The organism is Microbacterium enclense (assembly GCF_004022425.1).
GTDB classification, from domain to species: Bacteria; Actinomycetota; Actinomycetes; order Actinomycetales; family Microbacteriaceae; genus Microbacterium; species Microbacterium enclense_A.
The window spans coordinates 1-22,086 of record NZ_RBZY01000050.1 but is presented as its reverse complement, the minus strand read 5'-3'; the positions used below and the strand labels follow the sequence as shown (position 1 = coordinate 22,086).

Genomic DNA, 22,086 nt, shown 5'->3' with positions numbered 1-22,086 from the left:
GGGTCCCGGATGCCATGGCATCCGGGACCCCCGTCGTTTCCGGCGCGTGTCTCAGCCACGTGCGCGGCGACCGAGGCGCACGCGCTCCTGCACGAGCAGGATGCCGAGGAACACCACGGCCGCGCCGGCCGGTTCGTTCCAGGTGAGCTGCTCGCCCAGCACCAGGATGCCGAGCGCGACGCCCACGACGGGGGTGATGTACGTCACGGTCGAGGCGCGGGTCGGACCCCACGCGCGCAGGGTGTTCTGGTTCCACACGTACGCCAGGCCCGTCCCGAGGACGCCGAGCGCGACGATGCTCGCGACGACGGCCGGGGTCAAACGCATCGGCTCGGCGAGGATCACCGGCGATGCCAGCAGCATGAGGACGGCCGCCGGGCCGATGTACCCGAACGCGAACGCGATGCCCGAGAGCCCGGCGTTCCCGAGGAACCGGCGCATGTAGGCGAGGCTGAAGCCGTAGCACGCGGTCGCGCCGAGCAGCGCGAGCTGCGCCACCGTGCTGCCTCCGACGTCGGCGATCGCCCCGGGCGCGATGATCACCACGACCCCGACGATGCCCACGCCGATTCCGAGCAGCTGGCCCGTGTGCAGCCGCTCCACCCGGAACACCGCCCACGCCATGACGGCGGTCATGATCGGGGTGGTCGCGTTGAAGATGCTCGCGAGGCCCGACGAGACGTGCTGCTCGGCCCACGCGAAGAGCAGGAACGGCACGACGCAGAACGTCACGCTCAGCACGCAGAGGTGGGCCCAGACGCGGAGGCTTCGCGGCATCCGTTCCCGGCGCAGCGCGACGACAGCGGCGAGGGCGAGCGCGCCGAACAGCAGCCGGCCGCCGGCGACCTGAGCGGGAGCCATGCCGGTGAGGGCTACCGCGATGAACAGGAAGCTCGAGCCCCAGACGATGCCGGTCAGGACGAACTGCACCGTGATCGCGACGGGGGAGGGGGAAGGAGCGGATGCCACGCCCCCGACACTAGGCCGGGGGTGCGACACGCACCTCGGCCCGCGGGTGAGACGTCCGGAATCCGCCGGTGGTTGACGCTACGGCGTGGGATTCAGCGCGTCGTACTCCCGGAACCGCGGCGAGAAGCGCACCAGCACCCCGACGATCGCCAGGATCAGGATGCCACCGAGGAGGGGAGGCACCCAGAGCGCCGCGAACGTCGCGAGCGTTCCGGCGTACAGGGCGCCGACGCGCGGCCCCCCGGCCACCACGACGATGAAGATGCCCTGGAGGCGTCCGCGCATGGCATCCGGGACCGCCGCCTGCATCATCGTCGAGCGGTAGATGGCGCTGACGTTGTCGGCGGCGCCCGAGACGGCCAGGGTGATCGCCGCGAGCACGATCAGGACGAGGGCCGCGGAGTCCTCGCCGGTGTTGGCGGGCCGCAGCCAGCCCAGGCTCGCGGCGAGCAGGACGAGACCGAAGGCCCCGATCGACAGCCCGTAGACCTGGATCGCGCGCTCGATGCCGAGGCCGTGTCGGCGCACGCGGCCGACCGGGCCGGAGAACAGGCTCGACAGGAACGCCCCCGCCGCCACCGCGGCCGTGAGCACACCCGTCGTGATCGCGCCGCCGCCGAGCAGAACGGCACCGATCGCCGGGAAGAGCGCCAGGGGCTGACCGAAGGTCATCGCGGTGATGTCCAGGAGATACTGCAGGCGGATGTTCGGAGCCCGACGCAGGAACCGGACGCCGTCGCGGAACGATTCCAGCCCCGGCCGGACGATCTGCCCCTCCGGGCGGAGCTTGGGCAGCGACCACAGGCCGAGGAACAGCGACGTCATCAGCAGCACGTCGAGCGAGTAGGTCCAGGCGTAGCCGGCGACCGCGACGAGCACTCCCGCGAGGGCCGGACCCGCCATCACCATGATCCCGACCGTGACCCCCTGCAGCGCGGCCGCGGCGGGCAGCAGGTCGCGGGGGAGCAGTCGCGGGGTGATCGCCGAGCGGGTTGCCATGACGATCGAGTTCGCCGCCGAGTTGACCACGCTGAGGACGAACAGGGATGCCACGTCCTCCAGGCCCGTCCACGCCAGGGCCGCGAGGAGCGCGGTGGACACGAACGTGACGGAGGCGGCGAGCAGGGCCACGGTGCGCCGGTCGAAGGCATCGGCGAGCATGCCGCCGTAGAGCCCCGCGAGGACCATCGGCACGAGCCCGGCGACGGCGATCATCGACACCGCGAACGTGCTCTGCGTCAGCTCGAAGACGTGGAGCATCACCGCGACCACCGTGAGCTGTCCGCCCATGCCCGACAGGGTCGACCCGATCCACAGACGCGCGAACGCCGGAGACGTGGTGAGGGGGCGCAGATCGATCAGCGCGCTGCCGCGGCTCACTCTCCGGCCTCGCCGCGCGCGCTCCGGACGGTGGGGCCACGCCGGGCGCCGGGGGTCACGCGGACGGTGATCTGCACCCGTCGAGGCTACGACACTCCTACGGCGCCGGTCCTCCGGGCGCGTGGGTGCTGGCATCCGGATGCTGGTAGACTCATGCGGTTGCCGTTCGATCGGCCGCGGATAAAGAGAGCCCTCGCATCAGGCGTCGGGCGCCGCGCAACGAAGAGAAAGGGGATCACCTATGGCACTGGAAGCAGACGTCAAGAAGGCGATCATCGAAGAGTACGCGACGCACCCCGGTGACACCGGATCCCCCGAGGTGCAGGTCGCGATGATGACGCAGCGCATCAAGGACCTCACCGAGCACCTCAAGATCCACAAGCACGACCACCACTCGCGCCGTGGACTCTTCCTGCTCGTCGGTCAGCGCCGTCGCCTGCTGGGTTACCTGCAGGATGTCGACATCAACCGTTACCGCTCGCTCATCGAGCGTCTCGGTCTGCGTCGCTAATCGCACCAGCGTTCAATCGCGCAAAACATTCTTGGAAGGCCGCCCCACGCTGTGGGGCGGCCTTCGTCATTCCCGGCGACGTTGCGGCGGAGTGCGCGTGCGCGGTGCACGCGCGGGGGCGCCGGGCCATGGCATCCATCGATAAACGCCCTACCTCCCGAGACACGCTGTGTGAAAGCGTTTCTGGGGAGGGAGGGCGTTTATCGGTGAGGTGGAGGCTCAGGATGCCGCGCGTGCGGCGACGAGGTCGGGATGCCAGCGCTCGGCGACGTCGGGGTGGGCGCGCAGGCGCGACTTGAGGGCGTTCTCGCCGTAGGTGGCGTGGATCGGGTTCGTCGGGTCGTCCTCGACGCCGCGGGCCTCGGCCGCCAGCTCGGCGGGGAGGTCGATGATCGGCAGCACCGCTTCCAGCGCGGGGTTGAAGAAGAACGGTACCGAGATGCGCTCGTCGGGGAACCGCGGCGAGATGACACGGTGCTTCGTCGCCGTGAGGTAGCCCTGGGTGGCGTACTCCAGCAGCTCGCCGATGTTGACGACGAACGCGCCGGGCACCGGGGGAGCGTCGACCCACTCGCCGTCGCGGAGCACCTGCAGCCCGCCCTTGCCGGGCTCGACCCACAGCAGCGTCAGAACGCCGGAGTCCTTGTGCGCGCCGACACCCTGGGCCCACGCGGCCGGAGGCTCCGCGTCGCGCCCTGGCGCGACGTGGAGGGGTCGTGGGGATTGGGGCGTCGGGTCGTCCTTACCGGGGTATCGCACGATCTTGATGAGGGTCTGCGGGTCGCCGAAGTGGCGGTCGAAGTACTCCTCCTCCGCGCCGAGGGAGAGCGCCCACGCGCGGAGCAGCGTTCGGGCGATCTCGGTCAGGCGGTCGTGCCACTCGGTCACGACGTCGCGGAGCTCGGGCTGTGCGGCGGGCCACAGGTTCGGGCCGACGAGGCGGTTGTAGCCGGGGCCGTCGGGGTCGTCGATCGCCTCCCGCTCGGGGCCGATGTCGATCTGCTCCCGCCAGTCGACGCGGCCCTGCGTCAGCTCTCCACCGACCCGCGTGTAACCGCGGAAGTGGGGGCTGGTGACGTTCTCGATCGCGAGCTTCTCCTCCTCCGGCAGGGCGAAGAAGTCCTTCGCGGCCTGCAGGAGCCGCGCCTCGAGTTCGGGGCTGATCCCGGTGCCCGTGAGGTAGAAGAAGCCGACATCGCGCGTGGCGGTGCGCAGCTCGTCGCGGAAGCGGGCGGCGGCCTCCGGTCCCTGGTCGAGGAGCGAGAGGTCGAGGATCGGCAGGTTCAGCTCGGACATGAACCGAGGCTAAGTCGGGCGGCCGAGGCGACGGCGAATGTTGCCGAGGGTTACCGCGGCGTGTGCCCGGACCGGTTTGTCCCCACCGATCGGCGGGGGTGATCCGCCGATCGGTGGGGTGCGCGCGCGGCGGAGACCTGCGTAATGTTTCTGAGTCAGGTAAGGTTGCCCTTATCGACCCGCAGTGCCGCGGCATCCCTCCGAGATCCCGAAAGTCGGTCCGCCCGTGCTCGCCTCCTTCTTCGCCCCTTTCCTCATCGGGCTGCGCGAGGGACTCGAGGCCGCTCTCGTCGTCGGCATCCTGGTCGCGTACCTCACCAAGCTCGGCCGGCGAGACGCGCTGCCCCGGCTCTGGGCCGGCGTCGGCCTCGCCATCGCGCTGGCCGCGGCGATCGGCGCGGTCTTCACCTTCGGCGCGTACGCCCTCACGTTCGAGGCGCAGGAGCTCATCGGGGGCGGTCTCTCGCTGCTCGCGGTGGCGATGGTGACCTGGATGATCTTCTGGATGCAACGCGCCGGGCGCTCGCTCAAAGAAGGGCTCGAAGGCGGCATCGACCGCGCCCTTCGCGGCGGCGTGTGGGCGCTCGTCGCCGTCGGATTCGTCTCGGTCGCCCGCGAGGGCGTGGAGACGACACTGCTGCTGTGGTCCATGGTCCAGGGGTTCGGGAACAGGCCCACGGCGCTGCTCGGAGCTCTCGTCGGAATCCTCACCGCGGCGCTGCTGGGCTGGCTCATCGCGCGCGGCATGCTGCGTCTCAACCTCGGCCGCTTCTTCACCTGGACCGGCGGATTCCTCGTCGTCGTCGCGGCGGGTGTCCTGGCGTACGCCATCCACGACCTCCAGGAGGGCGGTGCTCTTCCGGGGCCGTTCGGTGCGTCGGCGACCGTCGATCCCGCGACGGGCCTCGCCGCCGTCGGCTGGGCGGGGTTCCCGTTCGGCTGGGCCTTCGACGTGTCGAGCACCGTGGCCCCCGACAGCACGATCGCGGTGCTCCTGCAGGCCACGGTCGGCTTCATGCCCGCCATGACGTGGCTGCAGGTCATCGCCTGGGTCTCCTACGTCGCCATCGTGGTCCCCCTGTTCCTCCGCGGGGTGCGGGCGAACCGCCGCCCCGTGCCCGCGGCCGCCGCGGCACCCCCGACTCCGGATGCCGCTCCCGCGGCGGCCTCCGCCACCCACCCGAACGGAGCATCATGAACCCGACTCGCCTCCTCGCGGCCACGGCCGCGGCCGGTGCGGCCGTCCTCGTCCTCTCGGGCTGCGTCGCCAAGACCGACGCCGCCGCCGGGGGAGCCCTCACCGTCACCTCGACGGCGGACGGCTGCGAGGTTTCCGCGGCGACCGCGACGAGCGGCACCCTCGCATTCGACGTGGTGAACGACGGCGACCAGGTCACCGAGTTCTACCTGCTCGCCTCGGACGGGCTGCGCATCGTCGGCGAGGTCGAGAACATCGCCCCGGGCGCCTCTCGGAGCCTCACGGTCACCGCTCAGCCGGGCGACTACTTCACGCTGTGCAAGCCCGGCATGGTCGGCGAGGGTGTGGGGCGCGCGGCGTTCTCGGTCAGCGGCGACGCGGTGGCCGTCGACGGAGAGGATGCGGAGCAGAAGCAGCAGGCGATCGACCTCTACGCCGCCTTCGTCGAGGACCAGGTCGGACAACTGCTGCCGGCCGTCCAGATCTTCACGTCGGTATACGCGTCGGGCGACGACGCGACGGCGCGGGAGCAGTACCCCCGTGTGCGGGCCTACTACGAGCGCATCGAACCCATCGCCGAAGCGCTCGGCGACCTCGACCCGCGCATCGACTATCGCGAGGTCGACGCCGTCGCCGAGGGGCTGACATGGACGGGCTTCCACCGGATCGAAAAAGACCTATGGGTTCCCGCGCAGGACGCCCTCAACGCCGACGGTGAGACCCCGGCCTGGAAGGACTGGGCGCCGTCCACTCCCGCCGAGCGCGCGTCCTACGGCGACACCCTCGTCACGGACACGCAGGAGCTGTACGACTACGTCCACTCCGACGCCTTCGAGCAGGCGCTCACCGATCAGGGTGTCGCCGGCATCTCCAACGGCGCGATCGCGCTGCTCGACGAGGTGGCCACGGGCAAGATCAGCGGGGAGGAGGACTGGTGGTCGGGCACCGACCTCTACGACTTCGCCGCGAACGTCGAGGGGTCGAAGATGGCGTTCTCGCTGGTGCGCGACTTCGCCGAGTCCAAGGGCGACAAGGGGGCGTCGCTCGTGACCCGCATCGACGCCGGCTACGCCGACCTCGAGGCGGCGCTCGCCGTCCATGGCTCCGCCGATGCCGGTTTCGTGGCCTACTCGCAGCTCACCGAGGACGACAAGCGCCAGCTCACCGACCTCATCAACGCGCTCGCCGAGCCGCTCTCGCAGCTCACCGTGACCGTCCTGGAGTGACGGTGGAGGAAGAGCAGACCGAGCACGGTGCCGGCGGCCTGTCCCGCCGGGGCCTCATGGGCCTCGCCGTCGGCGCCGGTGCCGCCGGCCTCGCGATCGGGGCGGGTGGGGGAGTCTCGGGCGGGGTCGCCCTGGGGCGCGCGCGTGAGCGGAGAATCCAGGATGCCGCGGCGGCGGGGGATGGCATCCACCAGCCGGGCATCACCACCCCGGTGCAGGACCACCTGCATTTCGCGGCGTTCGACATGATGGTCCGCACGTCGCGCGACGACGTCGCGTCGTTGCTCGCCGACTGGACGTACGCCGCGACGCGGATGACGCAGGGCCTCGAGGTGAGCGCCACCGGGGCCGTGGGCGGATCGCCCGAGGCTCCGCCGGACGACACCGGCGAGGCGCTGGGGCTGCCCGCGAGCAACCTCACCCTCACGTTCGGGTTCGGTCCGTCGCTGTTCGACGACCGTTTCGGCCTCGCCTCGCAGCGTCCGGACGGACTCGAGCGGCTCCCGGCATTCCTCGGCGACGACCTCGATCCCGAGCGCTCCGACGGCGACTTCTGCATCCAGGCGTGTGCTGACGACCCCCAGGTGGCGGTTCACGCCATTCGCAATCTCAGCCGCATCGCGTTCGGGCGCGCCCGGATCCGGTGGTCGCAGCTGGGATTCGGTCGCACGTCGAAGACCACCAGCGACCAGTCGACCCCGCGCAACCTCTTCGGGTTCAAGGACGGCACCGCCAACATCCTCGCGGACGATGCCGCCGCCCTGGACGAGAACGTGTGGGTCCCGGCATCCGAGGGGCCGGCGTGGCTCGCGGGCGGGTCGTACCTCGTCGCCCGCCGCATCGCGATGCTCATCGAGACGTGGGACCGCACCCGCCTGGCCGAGCAGGATCGCGTGGTGGGTCGCGACAAAGCACAGGGCGCGCCGCTGTCGGGTGGGGATGAGTTCGCGGCGCCCGACTTCGCGGCGACGGATGCGGCCGGCGCCCCCCGCATCGACGCACGCAGCCACGTCCGGCTCGCGCACCCCGACACGAACGGCGGCATCCGCCTCCTCCGCCGCGGGTACAACTTCGTCGACGGCACGACCGACCTCGGCCGCCTGAACGCGGGCCTGTTCTTCCTGTCGTTCCAGCGCAGCCCCGAGCGTTACATCACCGTGCAGCGGTCTCTGTCCACCGACGCCATGGGGGAGTACCTGAAGCACGTCGGGTCGGGGCTGTGGGCCGTGCCGCCCGCTCCGAAGGCCGGGCAGTCCATCGGGGCAGTTCTGCTCGGCGGCTGAGGCGGGCGCCGGGAATAGATCTCGCGGCGTTGCGTTTGCACATGTATATTCAGATGCATACAAACAGGAGGGGCATCGTGAACGAGACGACCAACTGGCCCGGGATGCAGTTCGGTGTCATGACGGTGAGCGACATCACCCAGGACCCGACCACCGGCAAGACCCCGAGCGAAGCCCAGCGCATCAAGGACACGCTCACGATCGCGAAGCACACCGAAGAGGTGGGGCTGGACGTCTTCGCCCTCGGCGAGCACCACAACCCGCCGTTCTGGTCGTCGTCGCCGACCACGACGCTCGCGTACATCGCCGCCCAGACCGAGCGGCTCATCCTCACGACCTCCACGACCCTCATCACCACGAACGACCCGGTGAAGATCGCCGAGGACTTCGCGATGCTGCAGCACGTGTCCGGCGGGCGTGCCGACCTCATGCTCGGCCGCGGCAACACCGGTCCCGTGTACCCCTGGTTCGGCAAGGACATCCGACAGGGCCTCCCGCTGACCATCGAGAACTACGACCTCCTCCACAAGCTGTGGCGCGAGGACGTCGTCGACTGGGAGGGGAAGTTCCGGACGCCCCTGCAGGGCTTCACCTCGACGCCCCGGCCCCTCGACGGTGTGCCCCCGTTCGTGTGGCACGGTTCGATCCGCACGCCCGAGATCGCCGAGCAGGCCGCGTACTACGGCAACGGCTTCTTCGCGAACAACATCTTCTGGCCCAAGGAGCACTACCAGCGCCTCATCACGCTTTACCGCGAGCGCTTCGCCCACTACGGCCACGGCACGCCCCAGCAGGCGATCGTCGGCCTCGGCGGGCAGGTCTTCATGCGGTCCAACTCGCAGGACGCGGTCAAGGAGTTCCGCCCGTACTTCGACAACGCCCCGGTCTACGGCCATGGCCCGAGCCTGGAGGACTTCAGCGAGATGACCCCGCTGACCGTGGGCTCGCCGCAGCAGATCATCGACCGGTACGCCGCCATGCGCGAGACGTTCGGCGACTACCAGCGTCAGCTGTTCCTCATCGACCACGCCGGTCTCCCGACGAAGACGGTGCTCGAGCAGCTCGACATCCTCGGCGGCGAGGTCGTCCCCGTCCTGCGCAAGGAGCTGCAGAAGAACCGTCCGGCCGAGGTGCCCGACGCTCCGACGCACGCGAACCTCGTCGAGAAGATCTACGCCGGCGCCGCACCGCGCCAGGCCGTTCCCGGTGCGAACCGCGGTGACAACCTCACCGCGGGAAGCCCGTACCAGGATGCCGCGAAGAAGGCCGGCAGCGCCTTCGGTGCCGCCGCGACGAAGGTGGGGGTCTGACGTGACCGCCCGCCGTATCGCGGTCGTGACCGCGGGGCTGTCGACGCCCTCCTCGACGCGCATGCTGGGTGACCGGCTGGCGCACGCCGCGCTCGCCGAGCTCCGCGGGCGCGGAATAGACGCCACCAGCGACGTCTTCGAGCTGCGCGACTACGCGCACGAGCTGACCGACAACCTGCTGACCGGCTTCGCCCCGCCCGCGCTCGAGCGGATGATCAACACCGTGGTCTCGGCCGACGGCATCATCGCGGTGACGCCGATCTTCTCGACGAGCTACTCCGGTCTGTTCAAGTCGTTCATCGACGTGCTCGACCCGCAGGCCCTGACCGGCACCCCCGTACTGATCGGCGCGAACGCCGGTACGGCCCGCCACTCGCTCGCGATCGACTACGCCATCCGGCCGCTGTTCACCTACCTGCACGCCAACCCCGTTCCCACGGGCGTGTTCGCGGCATCCAGCGACTGGGGGTCGAACGCCGACGAGGTCGCGCCTCTCGGCGCCCGCGTCGACCGCGCCGCGCGCGAGTTCGCCGACGCGATCGCCGCGCGCGAGCCCGTGCGGGACACCGACCCGTACGACCCGGCCTCGTACCTCGGCGCCGGCACGTCCTTCGGTCACCTGCTCGGCGGTCTCTCCGGCGAGTGATCCGCTCCAAGCCCCGTTGTCCTCGCGGACGGCGGGGCTTCGTGCTGTGCTGCACCCGCTCAGCGATCCCCGCATGCTCAGCGCCATCGCGGGGATCCGCGTGGATACCGTGCGGATCAATGAGGTCGGGCGGGCGGCTCTAGGGTGAGGGCATGGATGCCGAGCAGTGGGACGCGCGCTATCGGGCCTCGGCCGGAGGGGTGTGGGCGAACGAGCCACCGGCGGTGGTCCGGGAGATCGCCGAACCGTTGACCCCGGCATCGGCCATCGATGTCGCGACGGGCGACGGACGCACGGCCCGGTGGCTCGCGGCCCGCGGGTGGGCGGTCACGGGAGTCGACTTCTCGGCCGAGGCGCTCGCGATCGCGGCCGCCCGTCCCGGCGGCGACGCCGTCGCGTGGGAGCGTGCCGACGTCCACGCCTGGGAGCCCGCGGCATCCGCGGATCTCGTGGTGTCGTGCTACCTGCACCTCGACGACAACGCCGCCGCGATCACCCGCCTCGCCGGGTGGGTCGCGGTCGGGGGCACGCTCGTCGTCCTCGGACACGATGTCGAGAACATCGCCGCCGGAGGACACGGGCCGCAGAATCCGGCGATCCTCTACACGCCCGCGATGCTCCGGGGCGCCCTCGACGACCGGTTCCGCCTCGAGCGGTGCGAGCGCGTGATCCGCGGCACCGCCGACGCCGAGCTGCGCGACGGCCACACGCACGCCGCGATCGACACGCTGCTGCACGCCGTGCGCGTGCGCTGAGGCGAGACCGCCGGGTTCAGAGCACGATGTCGCCGGCGTCCCGCAGCTCGCGGACGCCGGCCGGACGAACGCCCGGCCGCGCGAGGACATCGGCTGCCGCCAGTGCTCCCACGTCGATGCGTGCCTCCGCGGCGATGTCGCCGATGGGAGCCTGGAACGTCCGGAACGCGCTGAGGGGCGGAACCCGCAGCCCCTGCCGGGTGTCGACCAACGCGCTCTGGTCGAGCACGAAGCCGGCAGCAGCGAGACCGGAGACCGAACGCCACGCCGCGATCTTCCAGAAGCGCAGAGGAACGCGGATGCCGCGGTACGGCGGATCGGCCTCGCCCAGCACCGGCGCGGTGAAGACCGCGATCCGCTGGTCGGTGCTCTCGGCGTAGGCGAGCACGTGGTCCTCCAGCCCGAGCCACAGCTCTTTCGACTGGTTGAAGCCGGCGGCCTGCGGCGCGGCATTCGTGTAGAAGAACGTGGCGGCCGTGGCATCCCGAGCATCGGATGCGCTGCCCCACCCGGGATCGCGACGGCGCACGAGGTGGCCGCGATCGAGGTCGTTGCGGCTGTAGATCTCGGGACCGGCCTGCGCCGACGCTGGGGCGCGCGGATCGAGCCGCCAGTCGCCCTGCCTCGGCAGGTCGAGGAGGGTCGCTCCATCGATGACGACGCCCGTCACCGCCGCGAAGCGCCGCACGGGGTCGAGCAGCACGGAGAACCGGGGGTAGTCGAGCCGTACCGTCTCAACGGCGGGGGAGGGAAGGGGCAGGGGGATGCCGAGGAACTCGGGGTCGAAGCCGTCGCTCATCGTTCCATCGTGCCCGGGCCCTCCGACATCGCGACAGACTGGGACGATGGAACGGCTGGTGAAGACCCGGGACGACGCCCCCGCGGGGTTCTTCGCGGCGGAGGCCGCGGGACTCGCGTGGCTGGCTGCCGCGGGCGGAGCTCGGACCGTCCAGGTGCTCGAGACCGCACCGAGGCGCATCGTCCTCGAGCGGGTGGAGACCGTGCGCCCTACCCCGGCCGCCGCCGAGGAGTTCGGCGCCGCGCTCGCCGCGACCCACGACGCCGGTGCCCCGGCCTTCGGCGCTCCGCCGCCGGGATGGACGGGCGACATCTTCATCGGACGGCGGACGCAGCCGGCGCATCCCGAGCCGACGTGGGGCGCGTTCTACGCGGCCCAGCGCGTCGAGCCGTTCCTCGCCCCCGCCGTCGCGGCTGGGAACCTCACGGCATCCGGAGCAGGCGTCGTCCGACGGGCATGCGCGCTGATCGCCACCGGAGCCTTCGACGACACGGACGCCCCCGCGCGCCTGCACGGCGACCTGTGGTCCGGGAACGTGCTGTGGTCGGCCGCAGGCGTCGTGCTCATCGATCCCGCCGCCCACGGCGGCCACCGCGAGACCGACCTGGCGATGCTCGCGCTGTTCGGCTGCCCGTTCCTCGACCACGTCATCGCGGCCTACGACCGGCGGCATCCCCTCCGCCCCGGTTGGCGCGAGCGCGTGCCGCTGCACCAGTTGCACCCGCTCGCGGTGCACGCGGCGGGACACGGACCCGCGTACGGCGACGAGCTCGTGGATGCCGCGGAACGGACGCTCGCGCTCGGCTGAGCGGGCGTCCCCGCTCCGCTAGGCCGACACGTCCCGTCCGGCCCGGCGCCGGGCGCGCCGCGCCAGCACGAGGTCGATGCCCACCCCGATCCCCACGGCCACCACGATCGACACGACCACCGCCACCACCGGGCCGCCCGGGACGAGGGCGGCGACCACGGCGCCGATGACGGCCTGGTACGCCGCCCACGCCAGCGCGGCGATCGCCGCGATGCCGAGGTAGCGGGCGGGGTTCACCCGTGCTGCCCCCGCCGCCAGATTCACCGCGAGCCGCGCGAACGGCACGAACCTCGCGGTGAAGAGCACGACGGCGGCGTTGCGTTCCAGACGCGCCCGCGCCCACTCGAGTGCCGCGGTGACGCGGGGCCCTCGCATCCACGCCCACCGTTCGACGCCGACGGCGCGGCCGACGAGGTAGCAGCACAGGTCGCCGCAGAACGCGGCTGCCCCCGCGACGAGGATGACGGCGAAGAGGGGAGGAGTGCCGTGGGCGACGGCGAGCGCACCGAAGGCCGTGACGGCCGCCTCACCCGGGATGACCACGAGGAACGCGTCGGCGAACACGAGCGCGGCCATCGCCGGCAGCGCCCACGGGCTCGCCGCGATCACTCCGAGCCACGCGTCGATCCCGTCCACCCGGTCACTCTCCGCCGCGGATCGAGACGCGCCGCCCACGTGCCGGTGACGAGGCGCGGAGCATCCGGTGAACATCGCGAACGTCGGGCCGGTATGCGCGCCCAGAGCCCCGCGGGGGTTCCACGCTGGATGCGTGAGAGTCGCGCTGCTGGCCGAGTCCTTCCTCCCGCACATGAACGGGGTCACCGGGTCCGTTCTCCATGTCCTGCGCCATCTGGCGGAGGCGGGCCACGAGACCCTCGTGATCGCCCCCAAATCCGGAGACGTCACCGCCGATCTGCACGGCGCCCGCGCCGAGCTGCTGCGCTCCGTCCCGTTGCCGTCCTACCCCGAGGTCCGCGTGGTGTTCGCCCGCGCGGCACGCCTCGGTTCGCTCCTCCGGGAGTTCGATCCGGACGTCGTGCACCTGGCATCCCCCTTCGTTCTCGGCTGGCAGGGGCTCGCGGCCGCTGAGGCGCTCAAGATCCCCTCGGTCGCGGTGTACCAGACCGACGTCATCGCGTATGCGCAGAAGTATGGCCTGCCGCACGCCACCGCGCTCGTCGCCGGCCACGTGACGCGACTGCATCGCCGCGCGACGCTCACGCTCGCGCCGTCGTCCGCCTCGACGCGTCAGCTCGAAGAGCTCGGCGTCGACCGCATCCGCCGGTGGGGACGGGGAGTGGATGCCGTCCGCTTCGCACCCGAGCACCGTGACGAGGCGTGGCGCGCCTCCGTTGCTGCCCACGGCGAACGCATCATCGGCTACGTCGGCCGACTCGCCCCCGAGAAGCAGGTCGACGACCTGCGCGCGCTCGCCGACCTGCCCGACACCCGGTTGGTCATCGTGGGCGATGGTCCCTCGCGCGCGGCTCTGGAGAGGGCGATCCCGGATGCCGTGTTCACGGGGCACCTGTCGGGTGCGGCGCTGGCGAGCACGATGGCGGGATTCGATGTCTTCGTCCACCCCGGCGAGAGCGAGACGTTCGGGCAGACGATCCAGGAAGCGCTCGCCAGCGGTGTGCCCGTCGTCGCGACCGGCGTCGGCGGTCCGCTCGACCTCGTGCGCTCCAGCGTCGACGGCTGGCTGTACAAGCCGGGCGATCTCGAGGATCTCCGCGCTCGCGTCTCCGACCTCGTCGGCGACGAGTCCAAGCGGCAGGCGTTCGCCCGCGCGGCTCGGGATGCCGTCGCGGGACGCACGTGGGAGGCGCTGACGCGCGACCTCGTCGGGCACTATCGCGAGGCGGCGGCGCTGCGGGCGATGGACGAAGGCATGCTCGTGCGCGGGGGGGAGCGGCCCGAAGTGCCCGCGCCCCGCACGCGCGGCCGCTGGACGCGGTACGTCGCGCTCGGCGACTCCCTGACCGAGGGGCTGTGCGACGCGTCGCGCATGCCGTCGGGGCAGTTCCGCGGATGGGCGGACCGCCTCGCCGAGCTGCTGGCCCACACGAGCGACGACGGGCCGTTCCGCTACGCGAACCTCGCGGTGCGCAGCCGCCGTGTGCGCCACCTCATCGACGAGCAGATCCCCGCGGCCCTCGCGCTGCAGCCCGACCTCGTCTCGATCCTCATCGGCGCGAACGATCTCGTCGGCCCGGCGCCCGTGATTCCCGCGCTCATCGCCGAAGTCGAATCCGCCGTCCGCGCGGTGCGGCGCACGGGAGCGGACGTTCTGCTGGTGACGACGTTCCTCCCGCGCCGGGCCGCGGCGCGGATCTTCGCCCGCCGTTTCGCCGCCTACAACGTCGAGCTGCGTCGCATCGCCCGCACCCACGGCGCGATCCTGCTCGACCTCGAGGCCGTGGCCGAGATCGGCGACCTGCCGCTCTGGGCCGACGATCTGGTGCACCTGCGCTCACGGGGGCACCGGCTCGTGGCGTACCGCGCCGCGGAGGCGCTGGGCGTGCCCGACGCCGGGGAACTGTCCGGCCTCGACGAAGCGCTGCACGCCGACGACGACGTGCCGCAGGGCGGCTGGCTCACGCGCGACGCGCTCCCTTGGGTGTGGCGCCGCGTGCGCGGGCGCACCGCGGGCGACGGCATCCTGCCCAAGCACGAGGGCTACGTCGAACTGCCCACCCGCGGCGATCGCCAGCGCGAGCGTGCGTCGTCCTGACCGCTGTCGAGCGCACACGATCCGGTCGAGCGCTCACGCTCCGGCCGCACGGATCGTGTGCGCTCGCACGGATCGTGTGCGTTGGGCGGCGCTCAGTACCAGCCGGTCGCCTCGGAGTGCGCCCACGCCCCGCACGGCGAGCCGTAGCGGGAGCGGATGTACGACAGGCCCCACGCGATCTGCGTCGCGGCGTTCGTCCGCCAATCGGGACCGGCCGCGGCCATCTTCTCCCCGGGAAGAGCCTGAGGGATGCCGTAGGCACCGCTCCACGGATTGAGGGCGTCGGCGCGCCAACCGGATTCCCGGTTCCACAGCGACACCAGGCACGAGAACTGGTCGTCTCCCCAGCCGTAGGCGCCGATCGCCCCGCGTGCGTGGTCGCGCGCCTGGCCGGGGCTCATCGTGGGCCCCGCGGGCGCCGTGGTGCCCCCCGAGCCGCCGCCGGAGCCTGACCCGCCGCCGACGCCCGACCCGCCGCCGACGCCCGACCCGCCACCGGAGCTCGACTCGCCACCGGAGCTCGACCCGCCGCCGGAGCCTGAGCCGCTACCGGAACTCGACCCGCCACCGGGACTCGAGCCGCCGCCCGAGCCCGATCCGCCGGAACTCGATCCGCCGCCCGAGCCCGATCCGCCGGAACCCGATCCGCCGGAGCCGCCCGCCGAACCCGACCCGCCACCCGGTGCGCCGCCCCCGACAGCGCCGGATCCCGAGCCCGAGGATGATCCTCCGCCGGCGGCTCCGCCCGGCTGGGCGGCCTGGGCCGCGGTCTGCTGCGCCAGCCGCGCCGCGCGTTCCTGGGCGACCGTCGTCTCGCGCAGGGCGGCGAGCCGGGCGAACAGGTCGTCGAGCTGGGCTTGAGTGGCGGCGACGGTGTCCGCCTCGGCATCCGCCTGCGTCTTCGCCTCGGCCGCGGTGGTGGCCGCCTCGCTCGCGAGGCGCGCGGCCTCCGTGCGCACCGCCTCGGCCTGCGCGCGGAGGGACTCGGCGACGTCCGCGGTGCTGCGCGCGTCTCCGGCGGTCCGCGCGGCCATCGCCGTCACCCGATCCAGGATGCCGAGACGGTCCAGCAGCGAATCAGGGTCGGCCGAGGTCAGCAGACGGGCCACGAGGGGGCCGCCCGAGGTCGTGCGGTACATTCTCGCGGCGCTGGTGCCGGCGCGTGTGCTCGCCGCAGCCAGCGCCGCGTCGGCTTCGGCGCTCTGCGCCGCGAGCGTCTCCGCACGGGCGGCCGTGGCCTCGGCCGTCAGCCGCGTGCGCTCGGCAGTCGCGGACGTGTCGAGCGCGCGTCGCGAGGCGGCCGCGGCCGCAGCCTCGGCGGCATCCAGGCTGCTCTGCACCTCGCGAACAGCGGGGTCATCGTCCCCGATCGCCGCGACACGGCCGGACGCGGCCATCAGCGGCGCCGCGGCCGCGGGGGCCGCCGAGACGGCGACGAGGGTCGCGCAGACGAGTACGCACACGAGACGCCTGTGACGCGTGTGACGTCTGGGACCCATGAGGCGAGGGTACGGCACGGGCCCGCGCCGAACCACCGGGAGATTGCGGGTCCCTGCTAGGCTCACAGAGGGTGCCGCCATGGCATCCGCTCAATTACACATGAGCTCACGGAGCAGGCCGGCAGACGCTGGTCCCCTGTGGTGGACTCCCCGTCACGATGCCGGGTGGTCGTCTACTGGTGGCCAGTCGCCGGGATTCCCGTGCCGACCAGTCGGCGCGCCCTTTCTGCCTGTTCCTGCTCCTTCGCATGTCAGCTCGTCGCCCACACGGGGCGGCGAGCCTAAACAAAGAAGGAGGGACCTCTTGGAAGGTCCGGAAATCACCGCCGCTGAGGCCGTTCTCGACAACGGCCGTTTCGGTACTCGCACGGTTCGCTTCGAAACCGGTCGTCTTGCGCAGCAGGCGCAGGGCGCGGTCGCCGCGTACCTCGACGAAGAGACCATGCTTCTCTCGGCCACCAGCGCCGGCAAGCACCCGCGTGAAGGCTTCGACTTCTTCCCGCTGACCGTCGACGTGGAAGAGCGCTCGTACGCCGCGGGCAAGATCCCCGGCTCGTTCTTCCGTCGCGAGGGTCGCCCCTCGACCGAGGCCATCCTCGTGTGCCGCCTCATCGACCGCCCGCTGCGCCCGTCGTTCGTCGACGGCCTCCGCAACGAGGTGCAGATCGTCGTGACCGTGCTCTCGATCGCCCCCGGTGAGTTCTACGACGCCCTCGCGATCAACGCCGCGTCGCTGTCGACCCAGATCTCGGGTCTGCCCTTCTCGGGCCCCATCGCGGGTGTCCGTCTCGCGCTCGTCCCCGGCCACGGCGAGCACGCCGACCAGTGGGTCGCGTTCCCGACCGTCACCCAGCTCGAGGATGCCGTCTTCGATCTGATCGTCGCGGGCCGCGTGCTCGACGACGGCGACGTCGCCATCATGATGGTGGAGGCCGAGGCGACCGAGGGCAGCTGGAACCTCATCAAGGGCGGCGCCACCAAGCCGAACGAGCAGGTCGTGGCCGAGGGCCTCGAGGCCGCCAAGCCGTTCCTGCGTCAGCTGGTCGACGCGCAGAACCAGGTCGCCCGCACCGCGGCCAAGGAGATCCAGTCGTTCCCCGTCTTCCCGGCGTACAGCCAGGAGACCTACGACTTCGTCGCCGGTCGTGCGTACGACCGCCTCGTGCCGGTCTATCAGATCGCCGACAAGCAGGAGCGTCAGAACGCCGACGACGAGGTCAAGTCCTCGGTCAAGGAGCAGCTGCTCGCCGCCGTCGAGTCGGGGGAGCTCCCGGCCGTCGCGACGCTCGAGTTTAACGCGGCGTACAAGTCGGTGACGAAGACGATCGTTCGCGGTCGCATCCTCGCCGAGGGTGTGCGTATGGACGGACGCGGCCTGGCCGACATCCGTCCGCTCGACGCCGAGGTGCAGGTCATCCCGCGCGTCCACGGCTCGGCGATCTTCCAGCGCGGCGAGACCCAGATCCTGGGTGTGACCACGCTGAACATGCTCAAGATGGAGCAGCAGATCGACTCGCTGTCGCCCATCACGAGCAAGCGCTACCTGCACCACTACAACTTCCCGCCGTACTCGACCGGTGAGACCGGTCGCGTGGGCAGCCCGAAGCGTCGCGAGATCGGGCACGGCTTCCTCGCCGAGCGCGCGCTCGTGCCGGTGCTCCCCGGCCGCGAGGAGTTCCCGTACGCCATCCGTCAGGTCTCCGAGGCCCTGGGCTCCAACGGCTCGACCTCGATGGGGTCCGTGTGCGCCTCGACCCTGTCGCTGCTGAACGCGGGTGTGCCGCTGCGCGCCCCCGTCGCCGGTATCGCCATGGGCCTGGTCACCGACGAGGTCGACGGCCAGACGCGCTACGCCGCGCTGACCGACATCCTGGGCGCCGAAGACGCCCTGGGTGACATGGACTTCAAGGTGGCCGGTACGAGCGAGTTCATCACCGCGATCCAGCTCGACACCAAGCTCGACGGCATCCCGTCGTCGGTCCTGGCCGCGGCGCTGACCCAGGCGAAGGAGGCTCGTCTGACGATCCTCAACGTCCTGAACGCCGCGATCGACGCGCCCGACGAGATGGCGCCCACCGCGCCGCGCGTCATCAGCGTGCAGATCCCCGTCGACAAGATCGGCGAGCTGATCGGCCCCAAGGGCAAGACGATCAACGCGATCCAGGACGAGACCGGCGCCGACATCTCCATCGAGGAGGACGGCACCGTCTACATCGGCGCGACGGACGGTCCTTCGGCCGAGGCCGCACGGGCCCAGGTCAACGCGATCGCCAACCCGACCAACCCCGAGGTCGGCGAGCAGTTCCTCGGAACGGTCGTGAAGATCGCGACCTTCGGTGCGTTCATCTCGCTGCTCCCCGGCAAGGACGGACTGCTGCACGTCAGCGAGGTCCGCAAGCTCGCCGGTGGCAAGCGCGTCGAGAACGTCGAGGACGTGCTGTCCGTCGGCCGGAAGATCCTGGTGCGCATCACCAAGATCGACGACCGCGGCAAGCTCTCGCTCGAGCCCGTGCTCGACGAGGCCGCCACGACGCCCGAGCCCGCGGACACGCAGAGCTCGGCCGCCGCGAGCGAGGGCCCCGAGGCTCCCGCCGAGGGCTGATCCCCCTTCACCGGATGCCCGTCCCGTCTTGCGCGGGGCGGGCATCGGTGTGTGCGGACGGAGTGCGGTCGACCGCAAGCGTTACGCAATGTTTATCGCCGGACCGGGTGAAACGGCGGAGCCGGTCCGGGGAGGCCCTACCCTCGAACTACGCGTCGGGGGCGAGGCGGGCGCCGTCGGTGTCCGGTCTCCGGCGCACCGAGGGGTGGCCCATGAGCGGCTCGGGCGTCGACGAGACGGCCCAACCGCCCCTGCGCCGGAGTCGGCAGCCGCACCCCTCGGCCCCGGTCACCCTGCAAGGTCCGGGCCTCGGGTCGCACGTGCGCGTTCCGCTCGGCGAGACGGGCTTCGACGTCTTCCCTCTGTTTCTCGGCGGGGGCGAGTTCGGCTGGAACGTCGACGCGCAGGCGAGCCACGAGATCCTCGACACGTACGTCGAGCTCGGCGGCAATGCGATCCACACCGCCGACAGCTATGCGGCCGGGCGCAGTGAGCACATCATCGGCGCCTGGATGCGATCGCGCGGGACGCGCGACGACACCGTTCTCACCGTGCGTGTCGGCCGGCATCCCGACAATCCGGGTCTGGGCGCGGTGAACCTCGTGCGGGCCGTCGAGGCGTCGTTGAGCAGGCTCGGCACCGACCGGATCGACGTGCTGTCCTTGGATGCCGCCCGCGGTGACAGCGCGGTCCTCGAGGACACGCTCGCCACCTGCGAATGGCTCGTCGAGAGCGGCAAGGTGCGTGCGATCGGCGCGTACGGATACTCCGCCTCGCAGCTCGTCGAGGCCCGCATCCTGTCGTCGGCCGGTTACCCCCGCGTGACCGTGCTGGACGTCCCCTACAACGTGCTGCGGCGCGACGAGTTCGACGGCGATCTGCGGCTCATCGCCTCGGCGCAGGGCATCGCGGTGACCCCGTCGCATCCGCTCGCCCACGGCTTCCTCGCCGGCGAGACGCGTACCCGCGGCCAGCAGACCAGCTCCGTCCGCGGATCGCAGCTCGCGGCTCACCTCAACCGCCGCGGCTCGCGGGTGCTGCGCGCGCTCGACGCGATCGGGGTCGAGCTCGGGATCCCCGATGCCGCGGTCGCCGTGGCGTGGCTGCTGGCGCAGAAGGTGGTGACGGCTCCCATCGTCAATGCGTTCGCACCCCGCCACGTCGTCGAGTGCATGCGTGGGGTGGGCGTGCGGCTCAGCCGCGCTCACCTGTCCGAGGTCGCCCGCGCCGCCGAGTGATCGGCCCCGTGTCGGGGGTGTGACGTAGGCTGGAGGTGTTCTGCGGGGGGCCCGCACACTGACGACGAGGTGAGCTGACGTGACGCACTACATCTACCTGGTGCGCCATGGCGAGCATCAGGATGCCGAGCACGGACTCACCGACGGACCCCTGTCCCCGCGGGGTCAGCGTCAAGCCGCGTTGCTCGCCGACCGACTGTCCGGGCTGCCCCTCGACGCCGTCTGGCATTCGCCCCTCGAGCGTGCCGCGCAGACCGCCCGCGCCGTCGCCGAACGCTTGCCGTCGGTGTCGCCCGAGGCATCCGCTCTGCTCTTCGACTGTGTCCCGACGGGTATGACCCCCGAGACGCCGGCGGCGTACGAGCCGTTCTTCGGTTCTGTGACCGAGGCCGAGATCGACGCCGGCCGCGCGCAGATGGCCGACGCGACCGCAGAGTTCCTGGCGCGCAAGACGGGCGAGGTGCACGAGCTTCTGATCACGCACAACTTCGTGATCGCCTGGTTCGTCCGCGAAGTCCTGCAGGCCCCGGACTGGCGTTGGATGACGATCAACCAGGCCTTCTGCGGCCTGACGGTCATCGCCCAGAAAAAGGGTCGTCCGTGGGCGGTGCTGTCGCACAACGACCTGGCGCACCTGCCGGTGGAGCTGCGCACCGGGCTGGTCGACCCGCTCCCGGTCTGAGCACGCGCGGAGTTCGCCGTATTCCGTGGGGGTCGCCGGGTTCGGCCCGCGTTGTGCGAGGGTCGGGCGGATCCGCGACCTTCCGTGTCAGGCGAGAACTTTCCCGTACCACCTCGTCGCGTTCGCGTTGTCGTTGTAGGCCGGGATCGCCGTGAACCCCGAGCGGGCGTACAGGCCCCCGGCGGCGTCGAGCGTGTGGTGGGTGTCGAGGACGAGCTCGGCGGCGCCCCGGTCGCGAGCACGGCGCTCGAGATCGTCGAGGATCAGGCGGCCCCACCCGCGCCCCCGTCCGGTATCCCGGACGAACAGGTGCTTGACCTCGTCGCGGGGACCGAGCGGACCATCGTCGATTCGACGGATGCCGCCGCACCCGGAGGGGCGACCCTCGTCGTCGTCCAGGACGACGAAGACGCCGGCCGGTTCGACGAACGTCGCCGGGGAGGGGAGCACCGTGCGGTACCCGCCGCCGGGGAAGATCGAGGCGCGTAGCGCGAAGTACTCTTCGAGGAGCGCGTGCGCGTCGGGGGCGTCGACGGGGGAGATGCGAATCGAGACCACGCTTCGATGCTAGGCGAGGGCGGAACCGGCGCGTTCCGGGCGGGCCCCCGCCCGCGAGTCGCTCCGCCGCCTAGGCTGGCAGCATGACCACACGCGTTGCCATCGTGGGCGGAACCGGCAAGCTCGGCGGAGTCATCCGCGAGGTCGTCGAGGGCGAAGACGGGTACGAGGTTTCGTCGGTGCTCGGGTCGGGTTCCGACCTCGCCGAACTCGACGGCGCCGACCTCGTCATCGACGCGTCGACGCCGGCGGTGTCGATCGATGTGGTGCGTGCGGCCATCGAACGCGGCATCAACGTCCTGGTCGGAACGTCGGGCTGGTCGAACGAACGCATCGCCCTGGTGCGCCCCCTCGTGGATGCCGCGGGCACCGGAGCCGTCTTCATCCCCAACTTCTCGCTCGGATCCGTGGTCGGCAGCGCCCTCGCGGCCGCGGCGGCCCCGTTCTTCCCCTCGATCGAGATCGTCGAGGCCCACCGCGAGACCAAGGTGGACTCGCCGAGCGGCACCGCGGTCCGGACGGCCGAACTCATCGCCGCTGCCCGCGAGAAGGTCGGACCCGTGCAGTCGCCCCACGTGGACCAGCGCGCGCG

Annotated in this window: 20 protein-coding genes; 13 read left to right on the top strand and 7 right to left on the bottom strand. The window is 71.6% G+C overall.

Annotated elements, in window-relative coordinates; all coding sequences use genetic code 11:
• Positions 1–51 precede the first annotated feature (51 nt).
• On the bottom strand, positions 52–969 hold the full coding sequence (locus D8Y23_RS12955; RefSeq protein WP_128218537.1) for a DMT family transporter: 918 nt from the start codon (positions 967–969) through the stop codon (positions 52–54).
• A gap of 78 nt (positions 970–1,047) precedes the next feature.
• Positions 1,048–2,349, bottom strand: a complete 1,302-nt coding sequence (locus D8Y23_RS12950; RefSeq protein ID WP_128218536.1) for an MFS transporter — start codon at positions 2,347–2,349, stop codon at positions 1,048–1,050.
• Between the two features lie 241 nt (positions 2,350–2,590).
• Here D8Y23_RS12950 and rpsO point away from each other — a divergent pair, with 241 nt between their 5' ends.
• Entirely contained in the window at positions 2,591–2,860 is a 270-nt protein-coding gene (gene rpsO / locus D8Y23_RS12945; protein WP_013583433.1) for a 30S ribosomal protein S15, read from the top strand.
• A gap of 219 nt (positions 2,861–3,079) precedes the next feature.
• On the opposite strand, the gene D8Y23_RS12940 is transcribed toward rpsO, so the two are convergent.
• Positions 3,080–4,156, bottom strand: coding sequence for an isopenicillin N synthase family dioxygenase (locus D8Y23_RS12940; RefSeq protein ID WP_128218535.1), 1,077 nt, complete (start codon positions 4,154–4,156; stop codon positions 3,080–3,082).
• Positions 4,157–4,382: 226 nt separating this feature from the next.
• On the opposite strand from D8Y23_RS12940, the gene efeU reads away from it, so the two are divergent.
• From efeU to D8Y23_RS12910, 6 genes are all read left to right on the top strand, one after another.
• The gene (gene efeU, locus D8Y23_RS12935; RefSeq protein WP_128218534.1) at positions 4,383–5,354 is read left to right on the top strand and encodes an iron uptake transporter permease EfeU; all 972 of its coding nucleotides are present in this window, start codon (positions 4,383–4,385) and stop codon (positions 5,352–5,354) included.
• Positions 5,351–6,580 carry an iron uptake system protein EfeO gene (gene efeO, locus D8Y23_RS12930; protein ID WP_128218533.1) on the top strand — a complete coding sequence of 410 codons (1,230 nt, stop codon included), beginning with the start codon at positions 5,351–5,353 and terminating at the stop codon, positions 6,578–6,580. Before efeU ends, efeO begins: the two co-directional genes overlap by 4 nt.
• A gap of 56 nt (positions 6,581–6,636) precedes the next feature.
• Positions 6,637–7,863, top strand: a complete 1,227-nt coding sequence (gene efeB, locus D8Y23_RS12925; protein WP_128218539.1) for an iron uptake transporter deferrochelatase/peroxidase subunit — start codon at positions 6,637–6,639, stop codon at positions 7,861–7,863.
• Positions 7,864–7,967: 104 nt separating this feature from the next.
• Positions 7,968–9,173: an LLM class flavin-dependent oxidoreductase gene (locus tag D8Y23_RS12920; protein ID WP_128218538.1), complete on the top strand. Its 1,206-nt coding sequence runs from the start codon at positions 7,968–7,970 to the stop codon at positions 9,171–9,173.
• 1 nt (position 9,174) lies between these two features.
• Positions 9,175–9,819, top strand: a complete 645-nt coding sequence (locus tag D8Y23_RS12915; protein ID WP_128218532.1) for a CE1759 family FMN reductase — start codon at positions 9,175–9,177, stop codon at positions 9,817–9,819.
• Between the two features lie 152 nt (positions 9,820–9,971).
• Complete coding sequence (locus D8Y23_RS12910) at positions 9,972–10,574, top strand: class I SAM-dependent methyltransferase (RefSeq protein WP_128218531.1); 603 nt, start codon at positions 9,972–9,974, stop codon at positions 10,572–10,574.
• Positions 10,575–10,590: 16 nt separating this feature from the next.
• Here the strand turns inward: D8Y23_RS12910 and D8Y23_RS12905 are convergent, their stop codons facing one another.
• The gene (locus D8Y23_RS12905) at positions 10,591–11,373 is read right to left on the bottom strand and encodes a DNA/RNA non-specific endonuclease (RefSeq protein ID WP_128218530.1); all 783 of its coding nucleotides are present in this window, start codon (positions 11,371–11,373) and stop codon (positions 10,591–10,593) included.
• A 46-nt stretch (positions 11,374–11,419) separates the two neighbouring features.
• Here D8Y23_RS12905 and D8Y23_RS12900 point away from each other — a divergent pair, with 46 nt between their 5' ends.
• A complete protein-coding gene (locus D8Y23_RS12900) occupies positions 11,420–12,181 on the top strand; it encodes a fructosamine kinase family protein (protein ID WP_128218529.1) in 762 nt (253 codons plus the stop codon).
• Positions 12,182–12,199: 18 nt separating this feature from the next.
• Here D8Y23_RS12900 and D8Y23_RS12895 read toward each other — a convergent pair whose 3' ends face one another.
• Positions 12,200–12,817: a DedA family protein gene (locus D8Y23_RS12895; RefSeq protein ID WP_240663897.1), complete on the bottom strand. Its 618-nt coding sequence runs from the start codon at positions 12,815–12,817 to the stop codon at positions 12,200–12,202.
• Between the two features lie 133 nt (positions 12,818–12,950).
• On the opposite strand from D8Y23_RS12895, the gene D8Y23_RS12890 reads away from it, so the two are divergent.
• Positions 12,951–14,915 carry a glycosyltransferase gene (locus D8Y23_RS12890; protein ID WP_128218527.1) on the top strand — a complete coding sequence of 655 codons (1,965 nt, stop codon included), beginning with the start codon at positions 12,951–12,953 and terminating at the stop codon, positions 14,913–14,915.
• Between the two features lie 92 nt (positions 14,916–15,007).
• Here the strand turns inward: D8Y23_RS12890 and D8Y23_RS17145 are convergent, their stop codons facing one another.
• A complete protein-coding gene (locus tag D8Y23_RS17145) occupies positions 15,008–16,414 on the bottom strand; it encodes a hypothetical protein (RefSeq protein ID WP_240663896.1) in 1,407 nt (468 codons plus the stop codon).
• A 304-nt stretch (positions 16,415–16,718) separates the two neighbouring features.
• On the opposite strand from D8Y23_RS17145, the gene D8Y23_RS12880 reads away from it, so the two are divergent.
• The 3 genes from D8Y23_RS12880 (at position 16,719) to D8Y23_RS12870 (ending at position 20,936) form a co-directional block, all read left to right on the top strand.
• Positions 16,719–19,016, top strand: a complete 2,298-nt coding sequence (locus tag D8Y23_RS12880; RefSeq protein WP_128218526.1) for a polyribonucleotide nucleotidyltransferase — start codon at positions 16,719–16,721, stop codon at positions 19,014–19,016.
• A gap of 212 nt (positions 19,017–19,228) precedes the next feature.
• Positions 19,229–20,254: an aldo/keto reductase gene (locus tag D8Y23_RS12875; RefSeq protein WP_128218525.1), complete on the top strand. Its 1,026-nt coding sequence runs from the start codon at positions 19,229–19,231 to the stop codon at positions 20,252–20,254.
• Positions 20,255–20,333: 79 nt separating this feature from the next.
• A complete protein-coding gene (locus tag D8Y23_RS12870) occupies positions 20,334–20,936 on the top strand; it encodes a histidine phosphatase family protein (RefSeq protein ID WP_128218524.1) in 603 nt (200 codons plus the stop codon).
• An 87-nt stretch (positions 20,937–21,023) separates the two neighbouring features.
• Here D8Y23_RS12870 and D8Y23_RS12865 read toward each other — a convergent pair whose 3' ends face one another.
• Positions 21,024–21,494: a GNAT family N-acetyltransferase gene (locus D8Y23_RS12865; RefSeq protein WP_128218523.1), complete on the bottom strand. Its 471-nt coding sequence runs from the start codon at positions 21,492–21,494 to the stop codon at positions 21,024–21,026.
• A gap of 83 nt (positions 21,495–21,577) precedes the next feature.
• Between D8Y23_RS12865 and D8Y23_RS12860 the strand changes: the two genes are divergently transcribed.
• Positions 21,578–22,086, top strand: a 509-nt coding sequence (locus tag D8Y23_RS12860) for a 4-hydroxy-tetrahydrodipicolinate reductase (RefSeq protein ID WP_275087511.1), incomplete at its 3' end; no start/stop codon positions are given.